The sequence below is a fragment of the Pseudomonas sp. GM74 genome (assembly GCF_000282455.1).
In the GTDB taxonomy this organism is placed as follows: Bacteria; Pseudomonadota; Gammaproteobacteria; order Pseudomonadales; family Pseudomonadaceae; genus Aquipseudomonas.
Genome location: NZ_AKJG01000005.1, coordinates 1 through 23,289 on the forward strand (window position 1 = coordinate 1; position 23,289 = coordinate 23,289).

The 23,289-nt window shown below is 60.1% G+C and carries 24 protein-coding genes and 1 pseudogene; 14 read left to right on the forward strand and 11 right to left on the reverse strand.

Translation table 11 applies throughout. The features are described 5' to 3' along the window. Window positions 1-68 precede the first annotated feature (68 nt). The 6 genes from mreD (at window position 69) to tldD (ending at window position 8,962) form a co-directional block, all read left to right on the forward strand. Window positions 69-560 (forward strand): rod shape-determining protein MreD, encoded by a 492-nt coding sequence (gene mreD, locus PMI34_RS24845; RefSeq protein WP_007970244.1) that lies wholly within the window; start codon window positions 69-71, stop codon window positions 558-560. A gap of 32 nt (window positions 561-592) precedes the next feature. Further along, on the forward strand, window positions 593-1,189 hold the full coding sequence (locus PMI34_RS24840) for a Maf family protein (protein ID WP_008046135.1): 597 nt from the start codon (window positions 593-595) through the stop codon (window positions 1,187-1,189). Window positions 1,190-1,246: 57 nt separating this feature from the next. Beyond that, the gene (gene rng, locus PMI34_RS24835) at window positions 1,247-2,704 is read left to right on the forward strand and encodes a ribonuclease G (protein ID WP_008018726.1); all 1,458 of its coding nucleotides are present in this window, start codon (window positions 1,247-1,249) and stop codon (window positions 2,702-2,704) included. 75 nt (window positions 2,705-2,779) lie between these two features. Next, window positions 2,780-6,583, forward strand: coding sequence for a YhdP family protein (locus tag PMI34_RS24830; protein ID WP_008046136.1), 3,804 nt, complete (start codon window positions 2,780-2,782; stop codon window positions 6,581-6,583). A gap of 69 nt (window positions 6,584-6,652) precedes the next feature. Next, window positions 6,653-7,507 (forward strand): carbon-nitrogen hydrolase family protein, encoded by an 855-nt coding sequence (locus PMI34_RS24825; RefSeq protein ID WP_008046137.1) that lies wholly within the window; start codon window positions 6,653-6,655, stop codon window positions 7,505-7,507. 12 nt (window positions 7,508-7,519) lie between these two features. Then, window positions 7,520-8,962 (forward strand): metalloprotease TldD, encoded by a 1,443-nt coding sequence (tldD, locus tag PMI34_RS24820; RefSeq protein WP_008046138.1) that lies wholly within the window; start codon window positions 7,520-7,522, stop codon window positions 8,960-8,962. A gap of 48 nt (window positions 8,963-9,010) precedes the next feature. Here the strand turns inward: tldD and yjgA are convergent, their stop codons facing one another. Continuing rightward, complete coding sequence (gene yjgA, locus PMI34_RS24815; protein WP_008046139.1) at window positions 9,011-9,535, reverse strand: ribosome biogenesis factor YjgA; 525 nt, start codon at window positions 9,533-9,535, stop codon at window positions 9,011-9,013. Window positions 9,536-9,643: 108 nt separating this feature from the next. Between yjgA and pmbA the strand changes: the two genes are divergently transcribed. Then, on the forward strand, window positions 9,644-10,990 hold the full coding sequence (pmbA, locus tag PMI34_RS24810) for a metalloprotease PmbA (RefSeq protein ID WP_008046140.1): 1,347 nt from the start codon (window positions 9,644-9,646) through the stop codon (window positions 10,988-10,990). A 138-nt stretch (window positions 10,991-11,128) separates the two neighbouring features. Here pmbA and PMI34_RS24805 read toward each other — a convergent pair whose 3' ends face one another. The 10 genes and pseudogenes from PMI34_RS24805 to PMI34_RS24765 form a co-directional block, all read right to left on the reverse strand. Continuing rightward, window positions 11,129-11,404 (reverse strand): HPr family phosphocarrier protein, encoded by a 276-nt coding sequence (locus PMI34_RS24805; RefSeq protein WP_008046141.1) that lies wholly within the window; start codon window positions 11,402-11,404, stop codon window positions 11,129-11,131. 15 nt (window positions 11,405-11,419) lie between these two features. After that, a complete protein-coding gene (gene rapZ / locus PMI34_RS24800) occupies window positions 11,420-12,277 on the reverse strand; it encodes an RNase adapter RapZ (RefSeq protein ID WP_008046142.1) in 858 nt (285 codons plus the stop codon). 2 nt (window positions 12,278-12,279) lie between these two features. Beyond that, a complete protein-coding gene (ptsN, locus tag PMI34_RS24795; RefSeq protein WP_008046148.1) occupies window positions 12,280-12,744 on the reverse strand; it encodes a PTS IIA-like nitrogen regulatory protein PtsN in 465 nt (154 codons plus the stop codon). A 12-nt stretch (window positions 12,745-12,756) separates the two neighbouring features. Continuing rightward, complete coding sequence (hpf, locus tag PMI34_RS24790) at window positions 12,757-13,065, reverse strand: ribosome hibernation-promoting factor, HPF/YfiA family (RefSeq protein WP_007941242.1); 309 nt, start codon at window positions 13,063-13,065, stop codon at window positions 12,757-12,759. 74 nt (window positions 13,066-13,139) lie between these two features. After that, window positions 13,140-14,633 (reverse strand): RNA polymerase factor sigma-54, encoded by a 1,494-nt coding sequence (locus PMI34_RS24785; RefSeq protein WP_032829337.1) that lies wholly within the window; start codon window positions 14,631-14,633, stop codon window positions 13,140-13,142. A gap of 245 nt (window positions 14,634-14,878) precedes the next feature. Continuing rightward, window positions 14,879-15,604, reverse strand: a pseudogene (lptB, locus tag PMI34_RS0126995) (LPS export ABC transporter ATP-binding protein). After that, complete coding sequence (gene lptA / locus PMI34_RS24780; RefSeq protein WP_008046154.1) at window positions 15,604-16,152, reverse strand: lipopolysaccharide transport periplasmic protein LptA; 549 nt, start codon at window positions 16,150-16,152, stop codon at window positions 15,604-15,606. The pseudogene lptB and the gene lptA overlap by 1 nt, the downstream one beginning before the upstream one ends. Next, on the reverse strand, window positions 16,139-16,711 hold the full coding sequence (gene lptC / locus PMI34_RS24775; protein WP_008046157.1) for an LPS export ABC transporter periplasmic protein LptC: 573 nt from the start codon (window positions 16,709-16,711) through the stop codon (window positions 16,139-16,141). The genes lptA and lptC overlap by 14 nt, the downstream gene beginning before the upstream one ends. Window positions 16,712-16,718: 7 nt before the next feature. Further along, entirely contained in the window at window positions 16,719-17,243 is a 525-nt protein-coding gene (locus tag PMI34_RS24770; RefSeq protein ID WP_008046159.1) for a KdsC family phosphatase, read from the reverse strand. Next, window positions 17,243-18,217 (reverse strand): KpsF/GutQ family sugar-phosphate isomerase, encoded by a 975-nt coding sequence (locus PMI34_RS24765; RefSeq protein ID WP_008046161.1) that lies wholly within the window; start codon window positions 18,215-18,217, stop codon window positions 17,243-17,245. Before PMI34_RS24765 ends, PMI34_RS24770 begins: the two co-directional genes overlap by 1 nt. 275 nt (window positions 18,218-18,492) lie before the next feature. On the opposite strand from PMI34_RS24765, the gene PMI34_RS24760 reads away from it, so the two are divergent. The 7 genes from PMI34_RS24760 (at window position 18,493) to murA (ending at window position 23,175) form a co-directional block, all read left to right on the forward strand. Next, on the forward strand, window positions 18,493-19,302 hold the full coding sequence (locus PMI34_RS24760) for an ATP-binding cassette domain-containing protein (protein WP_008046162.1): 810 nt from the start codon (window positions 18,493-18,495) through the stop codon (window positions 19,300-19,302). Then, window positions 19,302-20,099, forward strand: coding sequence for a lipid asymmetry maintenance ABC transporter permease subunit MlaE (mlaE, locus tag PMI34_RS24755; protein ID WP_008046168.1), 798 nt, complete (start codon window positions 19,302-19,304; stop codon window positions 20,097-20,099). Before PMI34_RS24760 ends, mlaE begins: the two co-directional genes overlap by 1 nt. Then, window positions 20,099-20,566 carry an outer membrane lipid asymmetry maintenance protein MlaD gene (mlaD, locus tag PMI34_RS24750; protein WP_007970271.1) on the forward strand — a complete coding sequence of 156 codons (468 nt, stop codon included), beginning with the start codon at window positions 20,099-20,101 and terminating at the stop codon, window positions 20,564-20,566. The genes mlaE and mlaD overlap by 1 nt, the downstream gene beginning before the upstream one ends. An 11-nt stretch (window positions 20,567-20,577) precedes the next feature. Next, window positions 20,578-21,231 (forward strand): MlaC/ttg2D family ABC transporter substrate-binding protein, encoded by a 654-nt coding sequence (locus tag PMI34_RS24745; RefSeq protein WP_008046171.1) that lies wholly within the window; start codon window positions 20,578-20,580, stop codon window positions 21,229-21,231. Beyond that, window positions 21,228-21,533 carry an STAS domain-containing protein gene (locus PMI34_RS24740; RefSeq protein ID WP_008046178.1) on the forward strand — a complete coding sequence of 102 codons (306 nt, stop codon included), beginning with the start codon at window positions 21,228-21,230 and terminating at the stop codon, window positions 21,531-21,533. The genes PMI34_RS24745 and PMI34_RS24740 overlap by 4 nt, the downstream gene beginning before the upstream one ends. A 114-nt stretch (window positions 21,534-21,647) precedes the next feature. Beyond that, window positions 21,648-21,887 carry a BolA family protein gene (locus PMI34_RS24735; protein WP_008046181.1) on the forward strand — a complete coding sequence of 80 codons (240 nt, stop codon included), beginning with the start codon at window positions 21,648-21,650 and terminating at the stop codon, window positions 21,885-21,887. A 22-nt stretch (window positions 21,888-21,909) separates the two neighbouring features. Continuing rightward, window positions 21,910-23,175, forward strand: coding sequence for a UDP-N-acetylglucosamine 1-carboxyvinyltransferase (murA, locus tag PMI34_RS24730; protein ID WP_008046183.1), 1,266 nt, complete (start codon window positions 21,910-21,912; stop codon window positions 23,173-23,175). Window positions 23,176-23,289 lie beyond the last annotated feature (114 nt).

Consider the following 23,289-nt stretch of genomic DNA (forward strand, 5'->3'; position numbering starts at 1 on the left):
CCCGCTGCCGCGAAGCCTGCCGCCAAACCGCCAGTCTCCGCGCCGGCCACTCCAGTGGGGAGAGAATAATGGGCGGTGTAAAAGCATCCCGAAACGGCTGGATAGTCTGGTTGACGTTCGCCGTCGGTCTGCTGTTGAGCGTTTCGCCTCTACCGCAATTCATGGAAATCCTGCGCCCGCTGTGGCTGGCCTTGTTGCTGGCATTCTGGGCGTTGAACCTGCCGCAGACCGTCGGGATGGTGACGGCGTTTTGCCTGGGGCTGGCTGAAGACGTGCTCTACGGCACGCTCCTGGGGCAGAACGCCTTGATCCTGACCCTCATCACCTATCTGGTGCTGGCGCTGCAACAACGCCTGCGGATGTTTCCGATGTGGCAGCAGAGCCTGGTGATCCTGGTGATCTTCGGCCTCGCCCAGCTCGTACAACTGTGGCTCAGTGCCTTGACCGGCAATCGTCAGCCGACGCTGGCGCTGGTGCTGCCGGCACTGGTCAGTGCGCTGCTCTGGCCCTGGATCAGTTTCGGTTTGCGCGGACTGCGTCGACGCTACAAAATCAATTAATTCGCTCAGGCATTGGACAGGGAGAGGTCTTGATGAAACGGTTGTACCTCGCCTCTGGTTCGCCGCGTCGACGTGAATTGCTCACGCAGATCGGCGTTCCGTTCTGCGCCGTCAGCGCGGACATCGATGAAACTCCTTTAGCTCAAGAATCCCCATCGGCTTATGTCGAGCGCCTGGCGCGCGGCAAGGCCGAGGCCGGACGCGGCGGCGCTGTGTCCGAAGAACCGTTCTGCGTGCTCGGCGCCGATACCGCCGTGGTGCTCGATGGAAAAATTCTCGGTAAACCGGTTGATCAAGCGGATGCGTGCGCCATGCTGATGATGTTGTCAGGGTGCGAACACGAAGTCCTGACCGCGATTGCCGTGCTCGATGGCGAACGTTGCGAATCCCGGGTTGTCACCAGTCGCGTGCGTTTTCGGGATATCAGTCGTGAAGAAGCCGTGGCCTACTGGGCCAGTGGCGAACCACGGGACAAGGCGGGCGGTTATGGCATTCAAGGACTGGGTGCGGTGTTTGTCGCCGGGCTCGATGGAAGTTATTCAGCGGTGGTCGGACTGCCGCTTTGCGAAACCGCGGAACTGCTCGGCCATTTCGGCATACCCTGTTGGCAACCCCGGAACGCGCTTTAAGCGTCTTCCTGAACAGATGCGGCCATTATCGTGAACATGCCTGAACGAGACCCTGCCATGAGTGAAGAGATCCTGATCAACATCACGCCGATGGAGTCGCGCGTGGCGGTGGTCGAAAACGGTGTCCTGCAAGAGGTCCATGTCGAGCGCACGCAAAAGCGCGGGATCGTCGGGAACATCTATAAAGGCAAGGTCGTGCGGGTATTGCCGGGGATGCAAGCGGCATTCGTCGATATCGGCCTGGACCGTGCAGCATTCATTCATGCGTCGGAAATTTCCCTGCGCGAAGGCCCGGCGGTCGAGAGCATCAGTGCACTGGTGCACGAAGGCCAGAGCCTGGTGGTGCAGGTGACCAAGGACCCGATCGGCTCCAAGGGCGCACGCCTGACCACCCAGCTTTCGATCCCTTCGCGTTACCTGGTATACATGCCGCGCACCGCTCACGTCGGCATTTCCCTGAAGATCGAAGACGAAGCCGAGCGCGAACGCCTCAAGCAGGTGGTCACCGACTGCGTGGCCAAGGAAGGGATAAAGGAGGCCGGCGGTTTCATCCTGCGCACGGCAGCCGAAGGTGCCGGCGCCGATGAAATCCTCATGGACATCCGCTACCTGCGCCGTCTCTGGGATCAGATCAACGCCCAGATCAAAACCATCAGCGCGCCTAGCGTGATCTACGAAGACCTCGGTCTGGCGCTGCGCACCCTGCGTGACCTGGTGAGCCCGAAAATCGAGAAGATCCGCATCGACTCTCGGGAGACCTTTCAGAAAACCACGCAATTCGTCGCCGAACTGATGCCCGAGATTGCCGACCGCCTGGAGCATTACCCGGGTGAGCGGCCGATTTTCGACCTGTATGGCGTCGAAGACGAAATCCAGAAGGCCCTCGAGCGCAAGGTCCCGCTCAAGTCCGGCGGTTATCTGGTGGTCGATCCGGCGGAAGCCATGAGCACCATCGACGTCAACACCGGGGCGTTCGTCGGCCATCGCAATCTCGAAGAGACCATCTTCAAGACCAACCTCGAAGCCGCGACGGCCATCGCCCGTCAATTGCGCCTGCGTAACCTGGGCGGAATCATCATCATCGACTTCATCGACATGGAAGATGAAGAACACCAGCGTCAGGTGTTGCGCACCCTCGAAAAGCAATTGGAGCGCGATCACGCCAAGACCAACATCATCGGTATCACCGAGCTGGGCCTGGTGCAGATGACCCGCAAGCGCACCCGCGAAAGCCTTGAACAAGTGTTGTGCGAGCCGTGCAATGCCTGTCAGGGACGGGGCAAGCTCAAGACCCCGGAAACCGTTTGCTACGAAATCTTCCGTGAAATCCTGCGTGAGGCTCGCGCCTATCAGGCAGAAGGCTATCGTGTATTGGCGAACCAGAAAGTGGTGGACCGCCTGCTCGACGAAGAGTCGGGTAACGTTGCCGAACTGGAAGGGTTTATCGGGCGCACCATCCGCTTTCAGGTCGAAACCATGTATTCCCAGGAACAATACGACGTGGTGCTGCTCTGAAGCGTTTCGTTTTGATTGTTCAAGAATGGCTGGCCTCAGCTTTTTGCAAAACCTTTGCCATGGGGGCCATCTGACATGGACCGTCTGACACGCATTTTGGCCGCACTGACCCGCTGGGGTCTGGGCCTGTGCGCGTTGGTTTTGGTGTTGATGGCGCTCTACGTCAGCCTTGGCCGGGAACTGACGCCGTTAGTCGCCGAGTACCGTGCCGACATCGAAACCAAAGCCAGCGATGCCTTGGGCATGCCGTTGCAGATCGGCGAGCTCGAAGGCAACTGGAGTGGATTCGCCCCCATATTGATGGCGCACGATGTGACGGTCGGCGAGGGCGCCAATGCCCTGCACCTGGACCAGGTGCGTGCCGTACCGGATCTTTGGGCCAGCCTGCTGGCTCGTCAGGTACGCATCGCTCATCTGGAACTGAGCGGGCTGAAGATCAACGTCAAGGAGGGCGACGACGGTCAATGGGCGCTGGAAGGTTTGCCGGTGCAGCAAGACCAGGCCACCGATCCGGAACAACTTTTCAATCGCATGCAGATGATCCAGCAACTGTCGGTGCTCGACAGTCAGGTGACCTTGCAGCCGTTTGGCCAGTCGCCTCTGACCCTGACTTATGTCGGCCTGAACCTGAAAACCGGGGTGTCACGGCAGTGGCTCGACGCACGACTGACCCTGCCAGACGGGCAACCGGTGGCCATGAGCCTGCGTACCCGTATTCGAGCCAGTCAATGGAAGGACGGTGAAGCCGAGGTCTACCTGAGCCTTCCGCAAAGCGACTGGTCGAAGTGGTTGCCCGAGCGAGTGACCCAAGAGTGGACTTTTTCCGAGATCAAGGCCGGCGGCGAGTTGTGGGCGAGTTGGGGCAAAGGCACCTTGCAAAGCGCTGCATTGCGCCTGAACGCGCCACAACTCAAGGGCGCGTACGGCGAGCGCAAGCCAGTCCAGATCAACAACCTGGCGCTCAATGGCTACTTCCAGCGCAGTGCCAAAGGCGCGTCGGTGACTCTGGACTCCCTGGCAATGAGCCTCGGCGAGACCCGCTGGGAAACGCATTTGCAGCTCACGCAAAGCGCCGCCACTGATAAAACCGAAGAGCTCTGGCACCTGCAAGCCGACCGGGTTGATCTCACTCCGCTGACCCCGCTGCTAAACGCCCTGGCGCCGTTGCCAGAAGGTTTTGCCACGGTTGTCGATCGATTGAAAGTCACGGGTGGCCTGCGTAACGTGCTGGTCGACTTCCGCCCCAATGCCATCGACGACAGCAAGTTCGGGTTTGCCGCCAACCTCGACCAGGTCGGCTTCGACGCTTATCACGGCGCGCCGGCGGCGCGCAATGTCAGCGGCAGCATCAGCGGTGACCTGGGGCAAGGCGAGTTGCGCATGGACAGCAAGGATTTCATGCTGCACCTGGACCCGATTTTCGCCAAGCCATGGCAGTACATTCAGGCCAATGCGCGGCTGACCTGGAAACTCGATAAAGAAGGTTTCACCCTGATCGCGCCATATCTGAAAGTGCTGGGCGAGGAAGGCAAGATCGCCGGCGACTTCCTGATTCGCCTGCACTTCGACAGCACTCAGGAAGACTACATGGACCTGCGTGTCGGCATGGTGGACGGTGACGGTCGCTACACCGCCAAGTACCTGCCGGCAGTCCTCGGCCCTGCGCTGGATGAATGGCTGCGCACGGCGATTCTCAAGGGCGCGGTGGATCAAGGCTTCTTCCAGTATCAAGGGTCGCTCAGCCATGGTGCCGCGGACGTCGATCGCAGCATCAGCCTGTTCTTCAAGGTCCACGATGCCGAACTGGCCTTTCAGCCGGGCTGGCCCCATGTCAGCAAGGTCAGCGGTGATGTGTTTGTCGAAGACAGCGGCGTGCGGATTCTGGCCAGCAAAGGCCAGTTGCTCGATACGCAGGTCAACGATATCTACGTCAACATTCCCCATGTGCCGGCCGGGCAGACCTCTCATTTGTTCCTCGATGGAGGATTTTCCGGCGGGTTGGGCGATGGCCTGAAAATCCTCCAGGAAGCGCCGATCGGCACCGGGGCAACCTTTGCCGGCTGGGAGGGCGAGGGGGACCTGCAAGGCAAGTTGAAGCTGAATATTCCCCTGGCAAAAGGCGAGGAGCCGAAGATCCTCGTCGACTTCAAGACCGCCAAGGCTCGCTTGAAACTGGCCGAACCTGCGCTGGAACTGACCCAGCTCAAAGGTGATTTCCGTTTCGACAGTGGCAAAGGCCTGAGCGGGCACAACATCAGTGCCCGGGCGTTCGACAAGCCGGTCACCGCACAGATTTTTGCCGATGGCAGCCCGGGCAAACTCAATACCCGGGTGGCCGCGTCAGGGCAGGTCGAGGTCAAGAAACTGACCGACTGGCTGAAGGTGACCCAGCCTCTGCCGGTGAGTGGCGTGATCCCGTATCAACTGCAACTGACCCTGGACGGCGCCGATAGCCAGTTGATGGTCAATTCCAGTCTCAGGGGCGTGGCCGTCGATTTGCCGGCGCCGTTCGGCATGACCTCCGAGGCTGGGCGCGACACGACGTTCCGCATGACTTTGCAGGGCGACGAGCGGCGTTATTGGGCCAACTACGGGGACCTGGCGAGTTTCACGTTCGCGGCTCCGGCCAGCAATTTCGCCGATGGTCGCGGGGACTTGTTCCTCGGTGGCGGCGAGGCCGTGTTGCCGGGCACCAAAGGCCTGCGGATACGGGGCGTGTTGTCGGAGCTGGACGTTGGCCCGTGGAAGGACCTGGTGGACAGGTACGCCGGACAGGACCCAGGCGGCAGCGCCAGGCAACTGCTCAGCGGCGCGGATTTCCAGGTCGGCAAGCTCAGCGGTATCGGCACCACCCTCGATCAGGCCTCGATCCAGCTGGCGCGCAAGCCTTCCGCCTGGGCGTTGCAACTGGACAGCCAGCAGATCAAGGGCAGCGCCAATCTTCCCGATTTGAAGGCCGCGCCAATCACGATCAATCTGCAAACCGTGCGTCTGCCCGCGCCGGACCCGACCGTGCTGGCCGATGAAAACTCGCCGGATCCACTGGCGTCGGTGGACCCGACGAAAATCCCCGCGATGGACATCACCATCAATCAGCTATTCCAGGGCCAGGATCTGGTGGGTGGCTGGTCGCTGAAGATTCGTCCGACGCCCAAGGGCATCGTGTTCAACTCCCTGGACCTGGGCCTCAAGGGCATGCTGTTGGTGGGCAGTGGTGGCTGGGAAGGCGTGCCTGGCGCCAGCAACAGCTGGTACAAGGGCCGCATCAGCGGCAAGAACCTGGCCGATGTGCTCAAGGGCTGGGGGTTTGCGCCGAGCGTCACCAGCAAGGATTTCTATATGGACGTTGATGGCCGCTGGCCCGGCTCGCCGGCCTGGGTGGCGACCAAGCGTTTCTCCGGCTCGCTCGATGCGACGCTCAATCAGGGCCAGTTCGTCGAGGTTGAGGGCAGTGCCCAGGCGTTGCGGGTATTTGGCTTGCTCAACTTCAACTCCATCGGCCGGCGCCTGCGCCTGGACTTCTCCGACCTGTTCGGCAAGGGCCTGAGTTATGACCGGGTCAAAGGGCTGCTGGTCGGGACCAATGGCGTGTATGTCACCCGTGAGCCGATCCGGCTGACGGGGCCGTCGAGCACAATCGAACTCGACGGCACCCTGAACATGGTGGCCGATCAGATCGATGCGAAACTGATGGTGACCTTGCCTGTGACCAATAACCTGCCGATTGCCGCGCTGATCGTCGGTGCACCCGCGGTCGGTGGAGCGCTGTTCCTGATCGACAAGCTGATCGGTGACCGGGTCGCCCGTTTCGCCAGTGTGAAGTACACCGTCAAAGGACCGTGGAAAGAACCGAAGATTACCTTCGACAAGGCTTTTTGAGATCCTTTTGAAAAGGCGCTCGGCAAGCCTATGGAGTAGCATGGCCGCATACGATACCAGGAGTGCGCCATGTCTGTAGCGGTGATTCAAATGGTCAGCCAGAGCGATGTGCCGGCCAATCTGGCCCAGGCCCGTCGGCTGCTCGAGCAAGCGGCCGCCGGTGGCGCGGAACTGGCCGTATTGCCGGAAAACTTCGCCGCCATGGGCCGGCGCGACATTGCCGACATCGGGCGCGCCGAAGCACTGGGCGAAGGCCCGATCCTGCCATGGTTGAAACAGACCGCGCGCGACCTCAGGTTATGGATTGTGGCCGGCACGTTGCCGTTGCCGCCGGTGGATCAACCGACGGCCAAGGTGCATGCCTGTTCATTGCTGGTCGATGATCAGGGCGAAACGGTGGCGCGCTACGACAAGCTGCACCTGTTCGACGTCGACGTGGCGGACAATCGCGGCCGTTATCGTGAATCCGATGACTATGCTTATGGCAACGGGGTGGTCGTGGCGGACACGCCTGTCGGCCGGGTTGGCCTGACGGTCTGTTACGACTTGCGCTTCCCGGAACTGTACAGCGAATTGCGCGCAGCCGGCGCGGAGCTGATTACCGCCCCTTCGGCCTTCACGGCGGTGACCGGCGCGGCACATTGGGATGTGCTGATTCGTGCGCGAGCCATCGAGACGCAATGTTACGTGCTCGCGGCTGCCCAGGGCGGGAAGCATCCGGGGCCGCGGGAAACCTTTGGGCATGCCGCCATCGTCGACCCGTGGGGGCGTGTGCTGGCACAACAGGATCAAGGCGAGGCCGTGCTGCTGGCCGAACGCGACAGCAGCGAACAGGCGTCCATCCGGGCGCGGATGCCGGTGTCCAGTCACCGGCGCTTTTTCTCGCAGGGCGCCCAGCGACCTGCATCAGAACGACGAATTTAAGGCGTAAAGCATATGAGCGAGTTGTTGTCCTCAGTCAGTGAACACCTGCTGGCGCCTGGTGGCGTCACGATCGAGAGCCTGCAAGGCGTGCTCGGCGATCTGGCCGGGCCGGGCATCGATGCGGCCGACCTGTATTTCCAGGGGCAGATCTCCGAGTCCTGGGCGCTGGAAGACGGCATCGTCAAGGAAGGCAGCTTCAACCTTGACCAGGGTGTGGGCGTGCGCGCGCAATCGGGTGAAAAAACCGGTTTTGCCTACAGCAATGCCATCACCCTGGAAGCCCTTGGCGCGGCGGCGCGTGCTGCCCGTTCGATTTCCCGGGCAGGGCAGCACGGCACCGTACAGGCATTCAGCAGCCAGGATGTCGCGCAGTTGTATGCGCCGGATAATCCCCTGGAAGTGCTGACCCGTGCCGAGAAAGTCGATTTGCTCAAGCGAATCGATGCCGCGACCCGCGCCCTCGACCCGCGCATCCAGCAAGTCACCGTGAGCATGGCCGGTGTCTGGGAACGGATTCTGGTGGCCTCCACTGACGGCGGTCTGGCGGCGGATGTGCGCCCGCTGGTGCGTTTCAACGTCAGCGTGATCGTCGAGCAGAACGGTCGCCGCGAGCGCGGCGGCCATGGTGGTGGCGGTCGGACCGATTACCGTTATTTCCTCGGCGAAGACCGCGCCATGGGCTATGCCCGTGAAGCGTTGCGCCAGGCGCTGGTCAACCTCGAAGCCATTCCGGCACCGGCCGGTACCTTGCCGGTGGTGCTCGGCTCAGGCTGGTCCGGCGTGCTGTTGCACGAAGCGGTCGGTCACGGTCTGGAAGGCGACTTCAACCGCAAGGGCAGTTCGGCTTACAGCGGGCGCATGGGCGAGATGGTTGCGTCGAAACTGTGCACCATTGTCGATGACGGCACCCTGGCCGGTCGCCGTGGCTCGTTGAGCGTCGACGACGAAGGCACGCCGACCGAGTGCACCACGCTGATCGAAAACGGCGTACTCAAGGGCTACATGCAGGACAAGCTCAACGCCCGCCTGATGGGCGTGGCGCGCACCGGTAACGGTCGTCGCGAATCCTACGCGCACCTGCCGATGCCGCGCATGACCAACACCTACATGCTCGCTGGCGAAAGCGATCCGGCGGAAATCATCGCCTCGGTGAAACGCGGCATCTACTGCGCCAACCTGGGTGGCGGTCAGGTGGACATCACCAGCGGCAAATTCGTGTTCTCCACCAGCGAGGCGTACCTGATCGAGGACGGCAAGATCACCGCTCCGGTCAAGGGCGCAACCCTGATCGGCAACGGGCCGGAAGCCATGAGCAAGGTGTCGATGGTCGGTAATGATCTGGCGCTGGACAGCGGCGTGGGCACGTGTGGCAAGGATGGGCAGTCGGTGCCGGTGGGTGTCGGCCAGCCAACGCTGAAGATTGATGCGATCACCGTGGGTGGCACGGGTTCGTAAGAAATGAAGCTGCGGGTGAGCTGCGAGGCAGCTCACCCGATTCGAGAATTAACGCAGACCGCGTTGAGTCTCGTCCAGCTCACGGATGTACTTGAAGATTTTACGGCTGGAAGCAGGAGGCTTGTTTTGCGCAAGCTCATGCTGGGCCTGACGGATCAGGGAACGCAATTGCTGGCGGTCCGCGTCCGGGTAGTCGACGACGAATTTTTCCAGAACGGCATCGTCGCCGGCGATCAGACGATCGCGCCAGCGCTCCAGGTTATGGAAGCGTTCGTTGTATTGACGGGTGGAGGCATCGAGTTGATCGAGCAGAACCAGAATGGCGGCAGTGTCCTGATCGCGCATCAGTTTGCCGATGAACTGAAGGTGCCGTTTCCGCGCGATATTCGCGGTGTGCTTGGGCGCATCGGCCAAAGCCCGACGCATTCCGTCGGTCAAGGGCAGTTTTGCCAGCAAGTCAGGCTTGAGTGTTGTAAGGCGCTCGCCAAGGTCAACCAGAGCATGCAGCTCGCGTTTGACCTGGGATTTGCTTTTTTCTCCCGTATCGAGGGAGTCGTCGTAAGAATCAACCATGGTGGCCGTCCGCAAAGAATCGCCGCCATGATAACCAGTCGGGGGCCGCTTGTCCGGCCCGGTCGCTCGATGACCGTTACCGAAAGCAGAATTTGAGTGGAGAACAGCATGAGTGCAGTTGAAAGCGTCGGCCCACAAGCGTTGCCGGCACTGCAGGAACAAGTCGAGCAGATCATCGCTGAAGCCAGGCGCCAAGGGGCCAGCGCCTGTGAAGTGGCGGTGTCGCTGGAGCAGGGTTTGTCGACTTCGGTGCGTCAGCGTGAGGTCGAAACCGTTGAATTCAACCGCGACCAGGGTTTCGGCATCACCCTGTACGTCGGTCAGCGCAAAGGCTCGGCTAGCACTTCGGCCAGCGGTCCTGACGCGATTCGCGAAACCGTCGCCGCTGCACTGGCCATCGCCAAACACACTTCGGAAGACGAAGCTTCGGGCTTGGCGGATGCCGCGCTGATGGCGCGGGATATTCAGGATTTCGACCTGTTCCACCAATGGGACATCACGCCAGAACAAGCCATCGAACAGGCCCTGGCCTGCGAAGCCGCGGCGTTTGCCGCCGACATCCGGATCAAGAACGCCGACGGCACCACCCTCAGTACCCATCAGGGCTGCCGTGTTTATGGCAATAGCCACGGGTTTATCGGCGGTTACGCCTCGACTCGTCACAGCCTGAGCTGCGTGATGATCGCCGAGGCCGATGGCCAGATGCAGCGCGATTACTGGTACGACGTGAATCGCCAGGGCAATCTGCTCGCCGACCCGGTGAGTATCGGTCAGCGCGCCGCGCAACGGGCGGCGAGCCGTCTGGGCGCGCGTCCGGTGCCGACTTGCGAGGTGCCAGTGCTGTTTTCCGCCGAGTTGGCCGGGGGGCTGTTCGGCAGTTTCCTGTCGGCGATCTCCGGCGGCAGTTTGTATCGCAAGTCTTCGTTCCTTGAGGGTACTCTCGGTCAGAAGCTGTTTCCGGAGTGGCTGACCATTGACGAGCGTCCACATCTGATGCGTGCCATGGGCAGCGCAGCGTTCGACGGTGATGGTTTGGCAACCTATGCCAAACCGTTCGTCGAAAAGGGCGAGTTGGTGTCGTACATCCTCGGTACCTATTCCGGTCGCAAGCTCGGCATGCCGAGCACGGCCAATGCCGGTGGCGTGCATAACCTGTTCGTCACCCATGGTGACGAAGACCAGGCTGCCTTGCTGCGGCGCATGGGGCGTGGCTTGCTGGTGACTGAATTGATGGGGCAGGGCCTCAACATGGTCACCGGCGATTACTCCCGTGGTGCGGCGGGTTACTGGGTCGAGAACGGCGAAATCCAGTTCGCGGTGCAGGAAGTGACCATCGCCGGGAACATGCGCGATATGTTTAAACAGATCGTTGCCGTGGGTAACGACCTGGAACTGCGCAGCAATATTCGCACGGGTTCCGTGCTGATCGAGCGGATGACGGTGGCGGGTAGCTAGCCTGCGAACGCTACATAAAAAGGCGCGCCACCCATCCGGGTGGCGCGCCTTTTTTTTGTGGATCAAAAGATCGCAGCCTTCGACAGCTCCTGCACGAGCCTAATGTAGGCGCTGCCGAAGGCTGCGATCTTTTGATGTTTATTCGCCTTCGTCGAAGTAGTTATTGATCAGGGCTACCAGCGCGTCCATCGCTTCCTTTTCCTGCTCGCCTTCCGTGCTCAGATGGATTTTGGTGCCCTTGCCGGCAGCCAGCATCATCATCGCCATGATGCTTTTGCCATCTACTGTGGATTCGGGTGTGCGTCCTACCCTGATCGTGCAGTCCTTGAACTGGCCGGCGACCCCGACGAATTTTGCAGATGCCCGGGCATGCAGACCCAGCTTGTTGATGATTTCGATTTCCAGAGCAGGCATCGCGATGTGAATCCTTTAGCTGAGGTCGCGGTGGCGGACCTGGACGTTCTTCAGGGATTGTTGCAGCGTCTGCCCCAGACGCTCGGTCAGGTAGACGGAACGGTGATGTCCGCCAGTGCAGCCAATGGCAATGGTGACGTAGGCGCGGTTGCTGGCGGCAAAACGAGGCAGCCACTTTAGCAGGTATGTGGAAATGTCCTGGAACATCTCTTCGACATCCGGCTGTGCCGCCAGGTATTCGGCAACCGGTTGATCGAGCCCGGACTGCTCGCGCAACTCCGGTTTCCAGTAAGGATTGGGCAGGCAGCGCACATCGAACACCAGGTCGGCGTCCACCGGCATGCCGCGCTTGAAGCCGAAGGATTCCACCAGGAACGCAGTCCCGGGCTCAGGCTGATTCAACAGGCGCAGTTTGATGGCGTCGCGCAGTTGATACAGGTTCAGGCTGGTGGTGTTGATCTTGAGATCGGCAAGGTCGGCAATCGGCCCGAGCAGGACGCTCTCAACGTTGATGGCTTCGGCCAGCGAGCGGTTGGCGTTGCTCAGGGGGTGACGTCGGCGGGTTTCCGAGAAACGCTTGAGCAGGGTTTCTTCGTCGGCGTCCAGATACAGCACATCGCACTGGATGTGGCGGGCACGGACTTCCTCAAGCAGTTCGGGGAAGCGTGACAGGTGGCTTGGCAGGTTGCGCGCATCAATGGAAACGGCGACCAGCGGCTGCAACATCTCGGTATGAACCAGGGCGCGTTCTGCCAGCTCCGGCAGCAGACCGGCTGGCAGGTTGTCGATGCAGTAGTAGCCGTTGTCCTCAAGAACGTTGAGGGCGGTACTTTTACCTGAGCCGGAACGGCCACTGACGATGATCAAGCGCATGATTACTGACCGTTTTGCTCGTCCAGGACAACCTGATACAGGGCTTCGTTGCTTGCAGCACTACGCAGCTTTTCGCGCACTTCCTTGCGGTCGAGCATGCTGGCGATTTGTCGCAGCAGCTCAAGGTGCGCATCGGTGGCGGCTTCCGGGACCAGCAGCACGAACAGCAGGTCGACCGGCGCGCCATCGATGGCGTCGAAATCGATAGGGGCGTCCAGGTGCATCAATGCACTGATGGGCGAAACACAGCCCTTGAGGCGGCAATGTGGAATGGCGATGCCATTGCCAAACCCGGTGGAGCCGAGTTTTTCACGGGCGATCAATGCCTCGAAGACATCTTGCATCTCCAGGGCCGGCACTTCGCGGGCGATCAGATTGGCAATTTGTTCGAGGGCTTTCTTTTTACTGCCTCCCGGCACGTTCACCAGGGAACGGCCGGGGGTCAGGATACTTTCAAGTCGGATCATGGGTAGGGAGTGTTAACGACCGGTTGCGCCCTGGAGGAGGCTCTGGGTCTTTTCCTTATGCTTTTTGAGTTGTTTATCCAGCTTGTCGGTGAGTGCGTCGATCGCGGCATACATATCGGTATGTTCCGCGTTGGCGACCACTTCATTCCCGGGAATATGCAGCGTGGCTTCGATTTTCTGCTTCAGTTTTTCGACGGTCATCGTGACCTGCACATTAGTGATCTTGTCGAAATGTCGCTCCAATCGTTCGAGTTTTTCGCCGATGTAGGTGCGAAGAGGTTCGGTCACTTCCAGTTGGTGTCCACTGATGTTGACTTGCATACAGCTTCTCCTTCGTTGCCAGTGCATAAAGCGGTAGATCAGATGATCTACCACTGGAACGCTGTGGCGTGGCCCTACATCAACCGCTTGCGTTCGCTCGAAGGCGCGATCCCGAGGGATTCGCGGTACTTGGCGACGGTGCGGCGAGCCACCTGAATGCCTTGTGCCTCCAGTAAACCAGCGATCTTGCTGTCACTCAACGGCTTTTTCTGATTTTCCGCTGCAACCAGTTTTTTGATGATCGCCCGGATCGCCGTAGACGAGCATTCGCCGCCTTCGGAGGTGCTTACGTGGCTGGAAAAAAAGTACTTCAGTTCATAAATGCCCCGGGGGGTGTGCATGAACTTCTGGGTGGTCACCCGTGAAATCGTCGATTCATGCATGCCGACCGCTTCGGCGATGTCATGCAGGACCAGCGGCTTCATGGCTTCGTCGCCATATTCGAGGAACCCGCGCTGATGCTCGACGATCTGGGTGGCAACCTTCATCAGGGTTTCATTGCGGCTTTGCAGGCTCTTGATGAACCAGCGGGCCTCCTGCAACTGATTGCGCATGAAGGTATTGTCGGCGCTGGTGTCGGCGCGGCGCACGAAACCGGCGTACTGGGCATTGACCCGCAGTCGTGGCACCGATTCCTGATTGAGCTCTACCAGCCAGCGCTCGTTGTCTTTGCGCACGATGACGTCAGGAACGACATACTCGGCTTCTGTGGACTCGATCTGCGAGCCCGGGCGAGGGTTGAGGCTCTGGACCAGCTCGATGACCTGGCGCAGTTCGTCTTCCTTGAGCTTCATGCGACGCATCAACTGGCTGTAGTCGCGGCTGCCAAGCAGGTCGATGTAATCGGTGACCAGGCGCTTGGCCTCGGCCAGCCAAGGGGTCTTGGCAGGCAGCTGGCGCAATTGCAGCAGCAGGCATTCGCCCAGGTTGCGGGCGCCGATGCCGGCAGGCTCGAATTGCTGGATGCGGTGCAGGACGGCTTCGATTTCGTCCAGCTCGATGTCCAGTTCCGGGTCGAAGGCTTCGAGGATTTCCTCGAGGGTTTCATCCAGGTAGCCCTGATTGTTGATGCAGTCGATCAGGGTCACGGCGATCAGGCGATCGGTGTCGGACATCGGGGCCAGGTTCAGTTGCCACAGCAAGTGGCTCTGCAGGCTTTCACCGGCCGAGGTGCGGGTGGTGAAGTCCCACTCGTCATCATCATTGCTGGGCAGGCTGCTGGCGCTGGTCTGGTAAACGTCTTCCCACGCGGTGTCGACGGGGAGTTCGTTGGGAATACGCTCGTTCCAGTCACCCTCATCGAGGTTATCAACCGTCGGGGCGCTTTCCTGGTAGGAGGGCTCCTGGATGTCGGTGTTGGGCTTTTGTTCGGCGTTGTCGGCCAAGGGGTCGGTATTGTCGAAGTCGTCGCCTTCTTCCTGGCGTTCGAGCATCGGATTGGACTCCAGGGCCTCCTGGATTTCCTGTTGCAGGTCCAGGGTCGACAATTGGAGCAGGCGGATGGCCTGTTGCAGCTGCGGTGTCATCGTCAGCTGCTGGCCCATTCTCAAGACTAGCGATGGTTTCATGGCAGGGGCTTAACACCTTATTCGCCGGCGCACATGCGCCATCCACTACAGGGCGCCGGGGCGCCAAACTTAAGCAAATTATATGCCTGAAACTAAAGGGTTTGCCTAGAGCGCTGTAACAATAAAAAACTATAAAGTTGTGTTGCTGCGCAGCCCTTGTCGCGGGCTGACCACGCTTGTCGGCACGAGGCGCTGGTGAGTGGCTGGCCGGGTGCCCGGGCAGATGCCTGGGCACGGCTCAGCGTTTACAGGCGGAACTCATGGCCCAGATACACTTCCTTGACCAGGTCGTTGGCCAGGATTGTCTCTGCGTCGCCTTCGGCAATCAGTTGGCCATCATTGACGATATAGGCGGTTTCACAGATATCCAGGGTTTCACGAACGTTGTGGTCCGTGATCAGCACGCCAATGCCTTTGGCCTTGAGGTGGTGAATGATCTGCTTGATGTCGCCGACCGAAATCGGGTCCACACCGGCGAAGGGTTCATCGAGGAGGATGAATTTCGGGTTGGTGGCCAGGGCGCGGGCGATTTCCACGCGACGGCGCTCGCCACCGGACAGGCTCATGCCCAGGTTGTCGCGGATGTGGCTGATGTGGAACTCTTGCAGCAGGCTTTCCAGCTCCTTGCGACGGCCGGCCTTGTCGAGTTCCTTGCGGGTCTCGAGGATGGCCATGATGTTGTCGGCCACCGACAGTTTGCGGAAGATCGATGCTTCTTGCGGCAGTTAGCCGATACCGGCCTTTGCACGGCCGTGCATCGGCTGGTGGCTGACGTCCAGGTCATCGATCAGGACGCGGCCCTGATCGGCTTGCACCAGGCCGACGATCATGTAGAAGCAGGTGGTCTTGCCGGCGCCGTTCGGGCCAAGCAGGCCGACGATCTGGCCGCTGTCGATGGACAGGCTGACGTCACGCACGACCTGGCGGCTCTTGTAGCTCTTGGCCAGATGCTGAGCTTTCAGAGTTGCCATTACTGGGCCTTTTTCTCGTCGGTTTTCTTCTTCGGCTGGATCACCATGTCGATACGCGGGCGCGACTCGGTGATCTTGCTGCCTGTGGCGCGACCGGCGCTGGCGAGTTTCTTGTCCGTGTCGTAGACAATTTTCTCGCCTTGGGTGACGTTGTTGTCCTTGTCGACAACCTTGGCCTTGTCGATCAGTACGACGCGATTTTGCGTGGCGTGATACTGGATCGTCACGCCCCAGCCCTGGACAGGCTTGGTATCGCCAGCCGTTTGCAATTGCTCGAAGTACGCCAGGTTGCCCACCGAGGTCACTACGTCAATGTCACCAGTCGGGGTGCGGGTGATGGTAACGGTGTTGCCTGTCACCTTCATCGAGCCTTGGGTGATGATCACGTCACCCTTATAGGTGGCAATACCTTGCTTGTCGTCCAGTTGGGCATCGTCGGCCTGAATGCGGATAGGCTGCTGTTGATCTTCCGGCAGAGCCCAGGCGCTCACGCTTCCCAGTGCTGCGCCCAGACTGAGCAAAATCGGGAGGGTTTTAACGAGCCTCATACTGTCCTCTTACGTTCGATAGCAGGTGTATCCTGCTTTCTTTCAAATACGCTTTCATTCCCTTGCCAGTCGATACACCGCCAGCGCCGTCGATTCTAACGTCTTGCTCGGTCTGCGCATATTGCTGCTGCGGGAACACGGTCATGCGGGTGCTGGTGATCAGGGTCTTGCGGTTTTTCTCGTCGAAGCGCGTGATACGCACGTCATCGATCAGTTCGACCTGTGTGCCATCAGGGTTGACCTCGCCGCGCAGGCTCTGGACGTGCCACGGGAATTCAGTGCCGCGGAACACATTCAGGTCGGGGTTGGTCAGCAATGTCACCTCGGTCGCTTTCAGGTGCTCGACCTTGTCCGACACCAGATCATATTGCAGCTTGCCGTCCGGCAGGTACTGCACGCTGTGGGCGTTGATGGCGTAATAGTCGATCGCGCTTTCATCGACCGGCGTTACCGCCTTGTCGAGGAAGCGTTCCGGGCTGATGTTCCAGTAGCCAACCGCGGCGAATATCGCCGCGATGCAAGTGAACATCAGTGTGTTGCGAAACTTTTTGCTCAGCATATCGGGCTCACAGGTACGCCGCATTGGCCGCGTCGAGGCGGTCCTGGGCGCGCAGGATCAATTCGCAGAATTCGCGAGCAGCACCTTCGCCGCCACGGGCGAGGGTGATGCCGTGAGCGTGTTCACGCACGAAGCCGGCGGCATTGGCCACCGCCATCCCCAGCCCTACGCGACGGATCACCGGCAGGTCCGGCAGGTCATCTCCGAGGTAGGCCACCTGTTCATAGCTCAGGTTGAGTTGGGCCAGTAGTTCGTCGAGTACCACCAGTTTATCTTCGCGACCCTGATAGAGGTGCGGGATACCGAGGTTTTTGGCCCGACGCTCGACCACCGGGGTCTTGCGGCCGCTGATGATGGCGGTCTGCACGCCGGCGGCCATCAGCATCTTGATGCCCTGGCCATCGAGGGTGTTGAACGTCTTGAATTCGCTGCCGTCTTCGAGGAAGTACAGGCGCCCGTCGGTCAGTACGCCATCGACATCGAACACCGCCAGCTTGATCTGTTTGCCGCGTTGCAGCAGGTCCGCACTCATTACATTACTCCTGCACGCAGCAAGTCGTGCATGTTCAAGGCGCCGACCGGGCGGTCTTCACGATCGACCACGACCAGCGCGTTGATTTTATGGTCTTCCATGATTTTCAGCGCTTCGGCGGCGAGCATCTCGGCGCGGGCAGTCTTGCCGTGAGCAGTCATGACCTGGTCGATTGTAGCGCTATGTATGTCGATGCTACGGTCCAGCGTGCGACGCAAGTCACCGTCGGTAAAGATCCCGGCCAGCTTTCCATCGGCTTCCAGGATCACGGTCATGCCCAGGCCTTTGCGGGTCATTTCCATTAGCGCGTCCTTCAGCAGGGTGCCGCGCTGTACTTGCGGCAGCTCTTGCCCGGCGTGCATGACGTTTTCCACTTTCAGCAGCAGGCGTCGGCCCAGGGCGCCGCCAGGATGGGAAAAGGCGAAGTCTTCGGCGGTAAAACCACGGGCTTCCAGCAGCGCGACGGCCAGGGCGTCGCCCATGACCAGGGCGGCGGTGGTCGACGAGGTGGGGGCCAGGTTCAACGGGCAGGCTTCGTGCTCGACGTGAACATTCAGGTTGACCTCGGCGGCCTTGGCCAGCGGCGAGTCAGGGTTGCCGGTCACGCTGATCAACTGGATGCCCAGGCGCTTGATCAGTGGCAGCAGGGTCACGATTTCATTGGTGGAGCCGGAATTCGAGAGCGCCAGAATGATGTCGTCGCGGGTAATCATGCCCATGTCACCGTGGCTGGCTTCAGCCGGGTGCACAAAAAACGCCGTGGTGCCGGTGCTGGCCAGGGTCGCGGCAATCTTGTTGCCGATGTGCCCCGACTTGCCCATGCCGACCACGACCACGCGGCCTTTGCTGGCCAGAATCATCTCGCAAGCGCGTACGAAATCTGCGTCGATATGGGGTAGCAGGCCTTGCACGGCTTCTACCTCGAGGCGGATGGTGCGTTGTGCTGATTGAATCAGGTCGCTGGATTGGCTCATGTCAGAAATCGTATAGCCTGATGAAAAGGCGGCGATTATAGCGGTTATGATCGAATCCCTCACGCTAGTTCGTCGCGCATTGTCATCCTTGTTGCGGGAAACCTTCTAAACGGGGCTTTCAACCGGTCATGCAGTTGAGCATGTCCAGGCTTTGGCCTTGGGCGCACAGCCTTTGCAGTGATATAGTTCGCCGCCAGTTCGGCCTGCCCGGGAGGTATGTGCTTTCGTGAGAAAGTCAGGCGTCCGAGTGAGAGGCTGCATCGCAAGGAGTTTAGATGAGTGCCGATAACGCCTACGCGGTCGAGCTGAAGGGACTGTCCTTCAAGCGCGGTGCGCGCAGCATTTTCAATAATGTCGATATCCGTATCCCGCGCGGCAAGGTCACCGGCATCATGGGGCCTTCCGGGTGTGGCAAGACCACACTCTTGCGTCTGATGGGCGCCCAGCTGCGGCCCACCAAGGGCGAGGTCTGGGTCAACGGCCAGAACCTGCCGAAACTGTCGCGCAGCGACCTGTTCGATGCGCGCAAGCATATGGGCGTGCTGTTTCAGAGCGGCGCACTGTTTACCGACCTCGATGTCTTCGAGAACGTTGCTTTTCCCCTGCGGGTTCACACGCAACTGCCGGAAGAAATGATCCGCGACATCGTCCTGCTCAAATTGCAGGCCGTGGGCTTGCGCGGTGCCATCGAACTGATGCCCGACGAGCTTTCCGGCGGCATGAAGCGCCGTGTTGCGCTGGCCCGGGCGATTGCGCTCGACCCGCAGATCCTCATGTACGACGAGCCGTTTGTCGGCCAGGACCCCATCGCAATGGGCGTTCTGGTGCGCCTGATTCGTTTGCTCAACGATGCGCTGGGCATCACCAGCATCGTGGTGTCCCACGACCTGGCCGAGACCGCGAGCATTGCCGATTACATTTATGTGGTGGGCGATGGTCAGGTGTTGGGGCAGGGTACGCCGGGCGAATTGATGAACTCGGATGAGCCGCGCATTCGCCAGTTCATGACCGGTGAACCCGATGGCCCGGTCCCGTACCACTTTCCAGCGACGGATTACCGCGCAGATCTTCTGGGGAAGCGCTGATGCGCAGAATTTCATTGATAGAGCGCGTTCGCCGCTTCGGCCAGGCCGGCATCGATGTGTTGGCGGTGTTCGGGCGTTCCAGCTTGTTCCTGTTCCATGCCTTGCTTGGTCGGGGCGGCATCGGTGGCGGCTTCGGGCTGCTGGTCAAGCAGTTGCATTCGGTGGGCGTGATGTCCCTGGTGATCATCGTGGTCTCCGGGGTGTTCATCGGCATGGTGCTGGCGCTGCAGGGCTTCAACATTCTTTCCAGCTATGGTTCAGAGCAGGCCGTCGGGCAGATGGTGGCGCTGACGCTGCTGCGTGAACTGGGGCCGGTGGTGACCGCCTTGCTGTTCGCCGGGCGCGCAGGTTCGGCGTTGACCGCCGAAATCGGCAACATGAAGTCCACCGAGCAGTTGTCCAGCCTGGAAATGATCGGGGTCGACCCGCTCAAGTACATCATCGCGCCACGCTTGTGGGCCGGTTTCATTTCCCTGCCGGTGCTGGCGATGATTTTCAGCGTCGTGGGTATCTGGGGTGGCTCGTGGGTAGCTGTCGACTGGCTGGGAGTCTATGAAGGTTCCTACTGGTCGAACATGCAGAACAGCGTGACGTTCGCTGAGGATGTGCTCAACGGGATCATCAAAAGTATCGTCTTTGCCTTTGTCGTGACCTGGATTGCCGTATTCCAAGGCTATGACTGCGAACCCACTTCCGAGGGGATCAGTCGTGCCACTACCAAGACCGTTGTGTATGCCTCGTTGGCAGTACTCGGCCTGGACTTTATTCTGACCGCCTTGATGTTTGGAGATTTCTGATGCAAAACCGCACCCTGGAAATCGGTGTCGGCCTTTTCTTGCTGGCTGGCATCCTGGCTTTGCTCTTGTTGGCGTTGCGGGTCAGCGGCCTGTCCCCGACTCCGAGCACCGACACGTATAAACTTTACGCCTACTTCGACAATATCGCCGGTTTGACGGTCAGAGCCAAGGTGACCATGGCCGGTGTGACCATCGGCAAGGTCACGGCCATCGATCTGGATCGCGACAGTTTCACCGGTCGGGTGACCATGCAGCTGGAAAAACGCATCGATAATCTGCCGGCGGACTCCACTGCATCTATCCTGACCGCAGGACTGTTGGGCGAGAAGTACATCGGTATCAGCGTGGGCGGGGAAGACACCCTGCTCAAGGATGGTGGAACCATCCATGACACGCAGTCATCGCTGGTGCTCGAAGACCTGATCGGTAAATTCCTGCTCAATACCGTTAGCAAAGAAGCTAAATGAGGAACAGTTAAATGATTTCTACCTTGCGACGTGGCCTGTTGGTAATGCTCGCGGTGTTTCCGTTGGTGTCTCATGCCGTGGCGGCGCCTTCGGCGCACGATCTGGTGCAGGACACAACCAACCGTATGCTCGCGGACCTGGCTGCAAACAAAGAGAAGTACAAGCAGGACCCGCAGGATTTCTATACGGCGCTGGACAGCATCGTCGGGCCGGTTGTGGATGCCGAGGGTATTTCCAAGAGCATCATGACGGTCAAGTACTCGAAGAAAGCTACGCCTGCGCAGATGAAGACCTTCGAAGAAAACTTCAAGAAGGGTCTGTTCCAGTTCTACGGCAATGCCTTGCTGGAGTACAACAACCAGGGCATCACCGTTGAACCGGCAAAAGACGAGTCGGGCGACCGTACCAGCGTTGGCATGACCGTCAAGGGCAGCAGCGGCGCGATCTATCCAGTGTCCTACACGCTGGAAAAGATCAACGGCGAGTGGAAGCTGCGTAACGTCATCATCAACGGCATCAACATCGGCAAGCTGTTCCGCGACCAGTTCGCCGATGCGATGCAGCGCAATGGCAACGACCTGGACAAGACCATCAACGGTTGGGCCGGGGAAGTCGCCAAGGCCAAGGAAGCCACCGACAAGAAACCGGAGCAGTCAGCCCAATGAGTGAGTCGGCAGTCCAGATGGACGAAGCGGGCGAGCTGCGACTCAGTGGCGTGCTGGATTACCGCACCGGCCCTGGCCTGCGCGAGCAGGGCAAGGCGCTGATCAAGGCCAGCAAGGCTTCGGCGCTGGTGGTCGATTGCTCGGCGGTGACCAAGTCCAGCAGCGTCGGTTTGTCGTTGCTGCTGTGCTTTATCCGGGATGCGCAGGCGGCCGGCAAGTCCCTGAGCATCCACGGGATGCCCGAAGACATGCGTGAAATCGCTCAGGTCAGCGAGCTGACCGAGCTGTTGGCGCATCCCTAACCCGCATCTATGAACAAGCCCCCCGTCCGAGTCCTGCTTGGCGGGGTTCGCAGGCGCGGGGCTTTTTTGTATGATGTCCGACCCGCGCGCACAGGGCGCCGATTGAGGTTGAGCATGCAGGCCAACGAAGTTAAGAGCTTTCTTGAAGGAAAGCTGCCCGGAACGAAAGTAGAAGTCGAGGGCGAAGGCTGCAATTTCCAGCTGAACGTGATTAGCGATGAACTGGCGGCATTGAGCCCGGTCAAGCGTCAACAGCAGGTCTATGCCCATTTGAACCCGTGGATCGTCGATGGCAGCATCCATGCGGTCACTATGAAATTTTTCAGCAGCGCGGCCTGGGCCGAGCGCACCTGAGCCCAAGGGCGTCGAGATTCTTATGGATAAATTGATTATTACCGGTGGCGCTCGTCTTGATGGCGAGATCCGCATCTCCGGGGCAAAGAACTCTGCCCTGCCGATCCTTGCCGCCACATTGCTGTGCGATGGCCCGGTGACTGTGGCCAACCTGCCGCACCTGCACGACATCACCACGATGATCGAGCTGTTCGGGCGCATGGGCATCGAGCCTGTGATCGACGAGAAGCTCGCCGTCGAAATCGACCCGCGCACCATCAAGACCCTGGTCGCGCCGTACGAGCTGGTTAAAACCATGCGTGCGTCGATTCTGGTACTGGGCCCGATGGTTGCCCGTTTCGGTGAAGCCGAAGTTGCCTTGCCTGGCGGTTGCGCCATTGGTTCGCGTCCGGTTGACCTGCACATCCGTGGCCTGGAAGCCATGGGCGCGGTCATCGACGTCGAAGGTGGCTACATCAAGGCCAAGGCGCCTGAAGGCGGCCTGCGCGGTGCACACTTCTTCTTCGATACCGTCAGTGTGACCGGTACCGAAAACATCATGATGGCTGCCGCCCTGGCCAAGGGCCGCAGCGTGCTGGCCAACGCCGCGCGCGAGCCGGAAGTGGTCGACCTGGCGAACTTCCTGAACGCCATGGGCGCCAAGGTTTCCGGCGCCGGTACCGATACCATCACCATCGATGGCGTCGAGCGTCTGCACACCACCACGTATAAAGTGATGCCAGACCGTATCGAAACCGGCACCTACCTGGTGGCGGCGGCGGTGACCGGCGGTCGTGTGAAGGTCAAGGATACAGATCCGACCATCCTCGAAGCCGTTCTGGAAAAACTCCGCGAGTCCGGTGCCGAAATCACCTGCGGCGAAGACTGGATCGAGCTGAACATGCACGGCAAGCGTCCGAAAGCCGTCAACGTGCGGACCGCTCCATACCCGGCGTTTCCGACCGACATGCAGGCGCAGTTCATCTCCCTCAACGCCATTGCCGAAGGCACTGGTGCCGTGATCGAGACGATCTTCGAAAACCGCTTCATGCACGTTTACGAATTGCACCGCATGGGCGCTCACATCCAGGTCGAAGGCAACACCGCGATCGTTACCGGGATCGAAAAGCTCAAGGGCGCGCCAGTCATGGCCACCGACCTGCGTGCTTCGGCCAGCCTTGTGATCTCGGCGCTGATCGCCGAAGGCGATACCCTGATCGATCGCATCTACCACATAGACCGTGGTTACGAGTGCATTGAAGAGAAACTGCAGATGCTCGGCGCCAAGATCCGCCGCGTACCGGGCTAGTTTCTGCTGCATGGGCACAAGGATGTGCCCGCTGAACTGTTGTAAAGTCGAGCCGGTTTCCGGCTCGATGTGTGTCCGGCGTCATTTGCGACCGGGCATGAGTACCTTGATAAG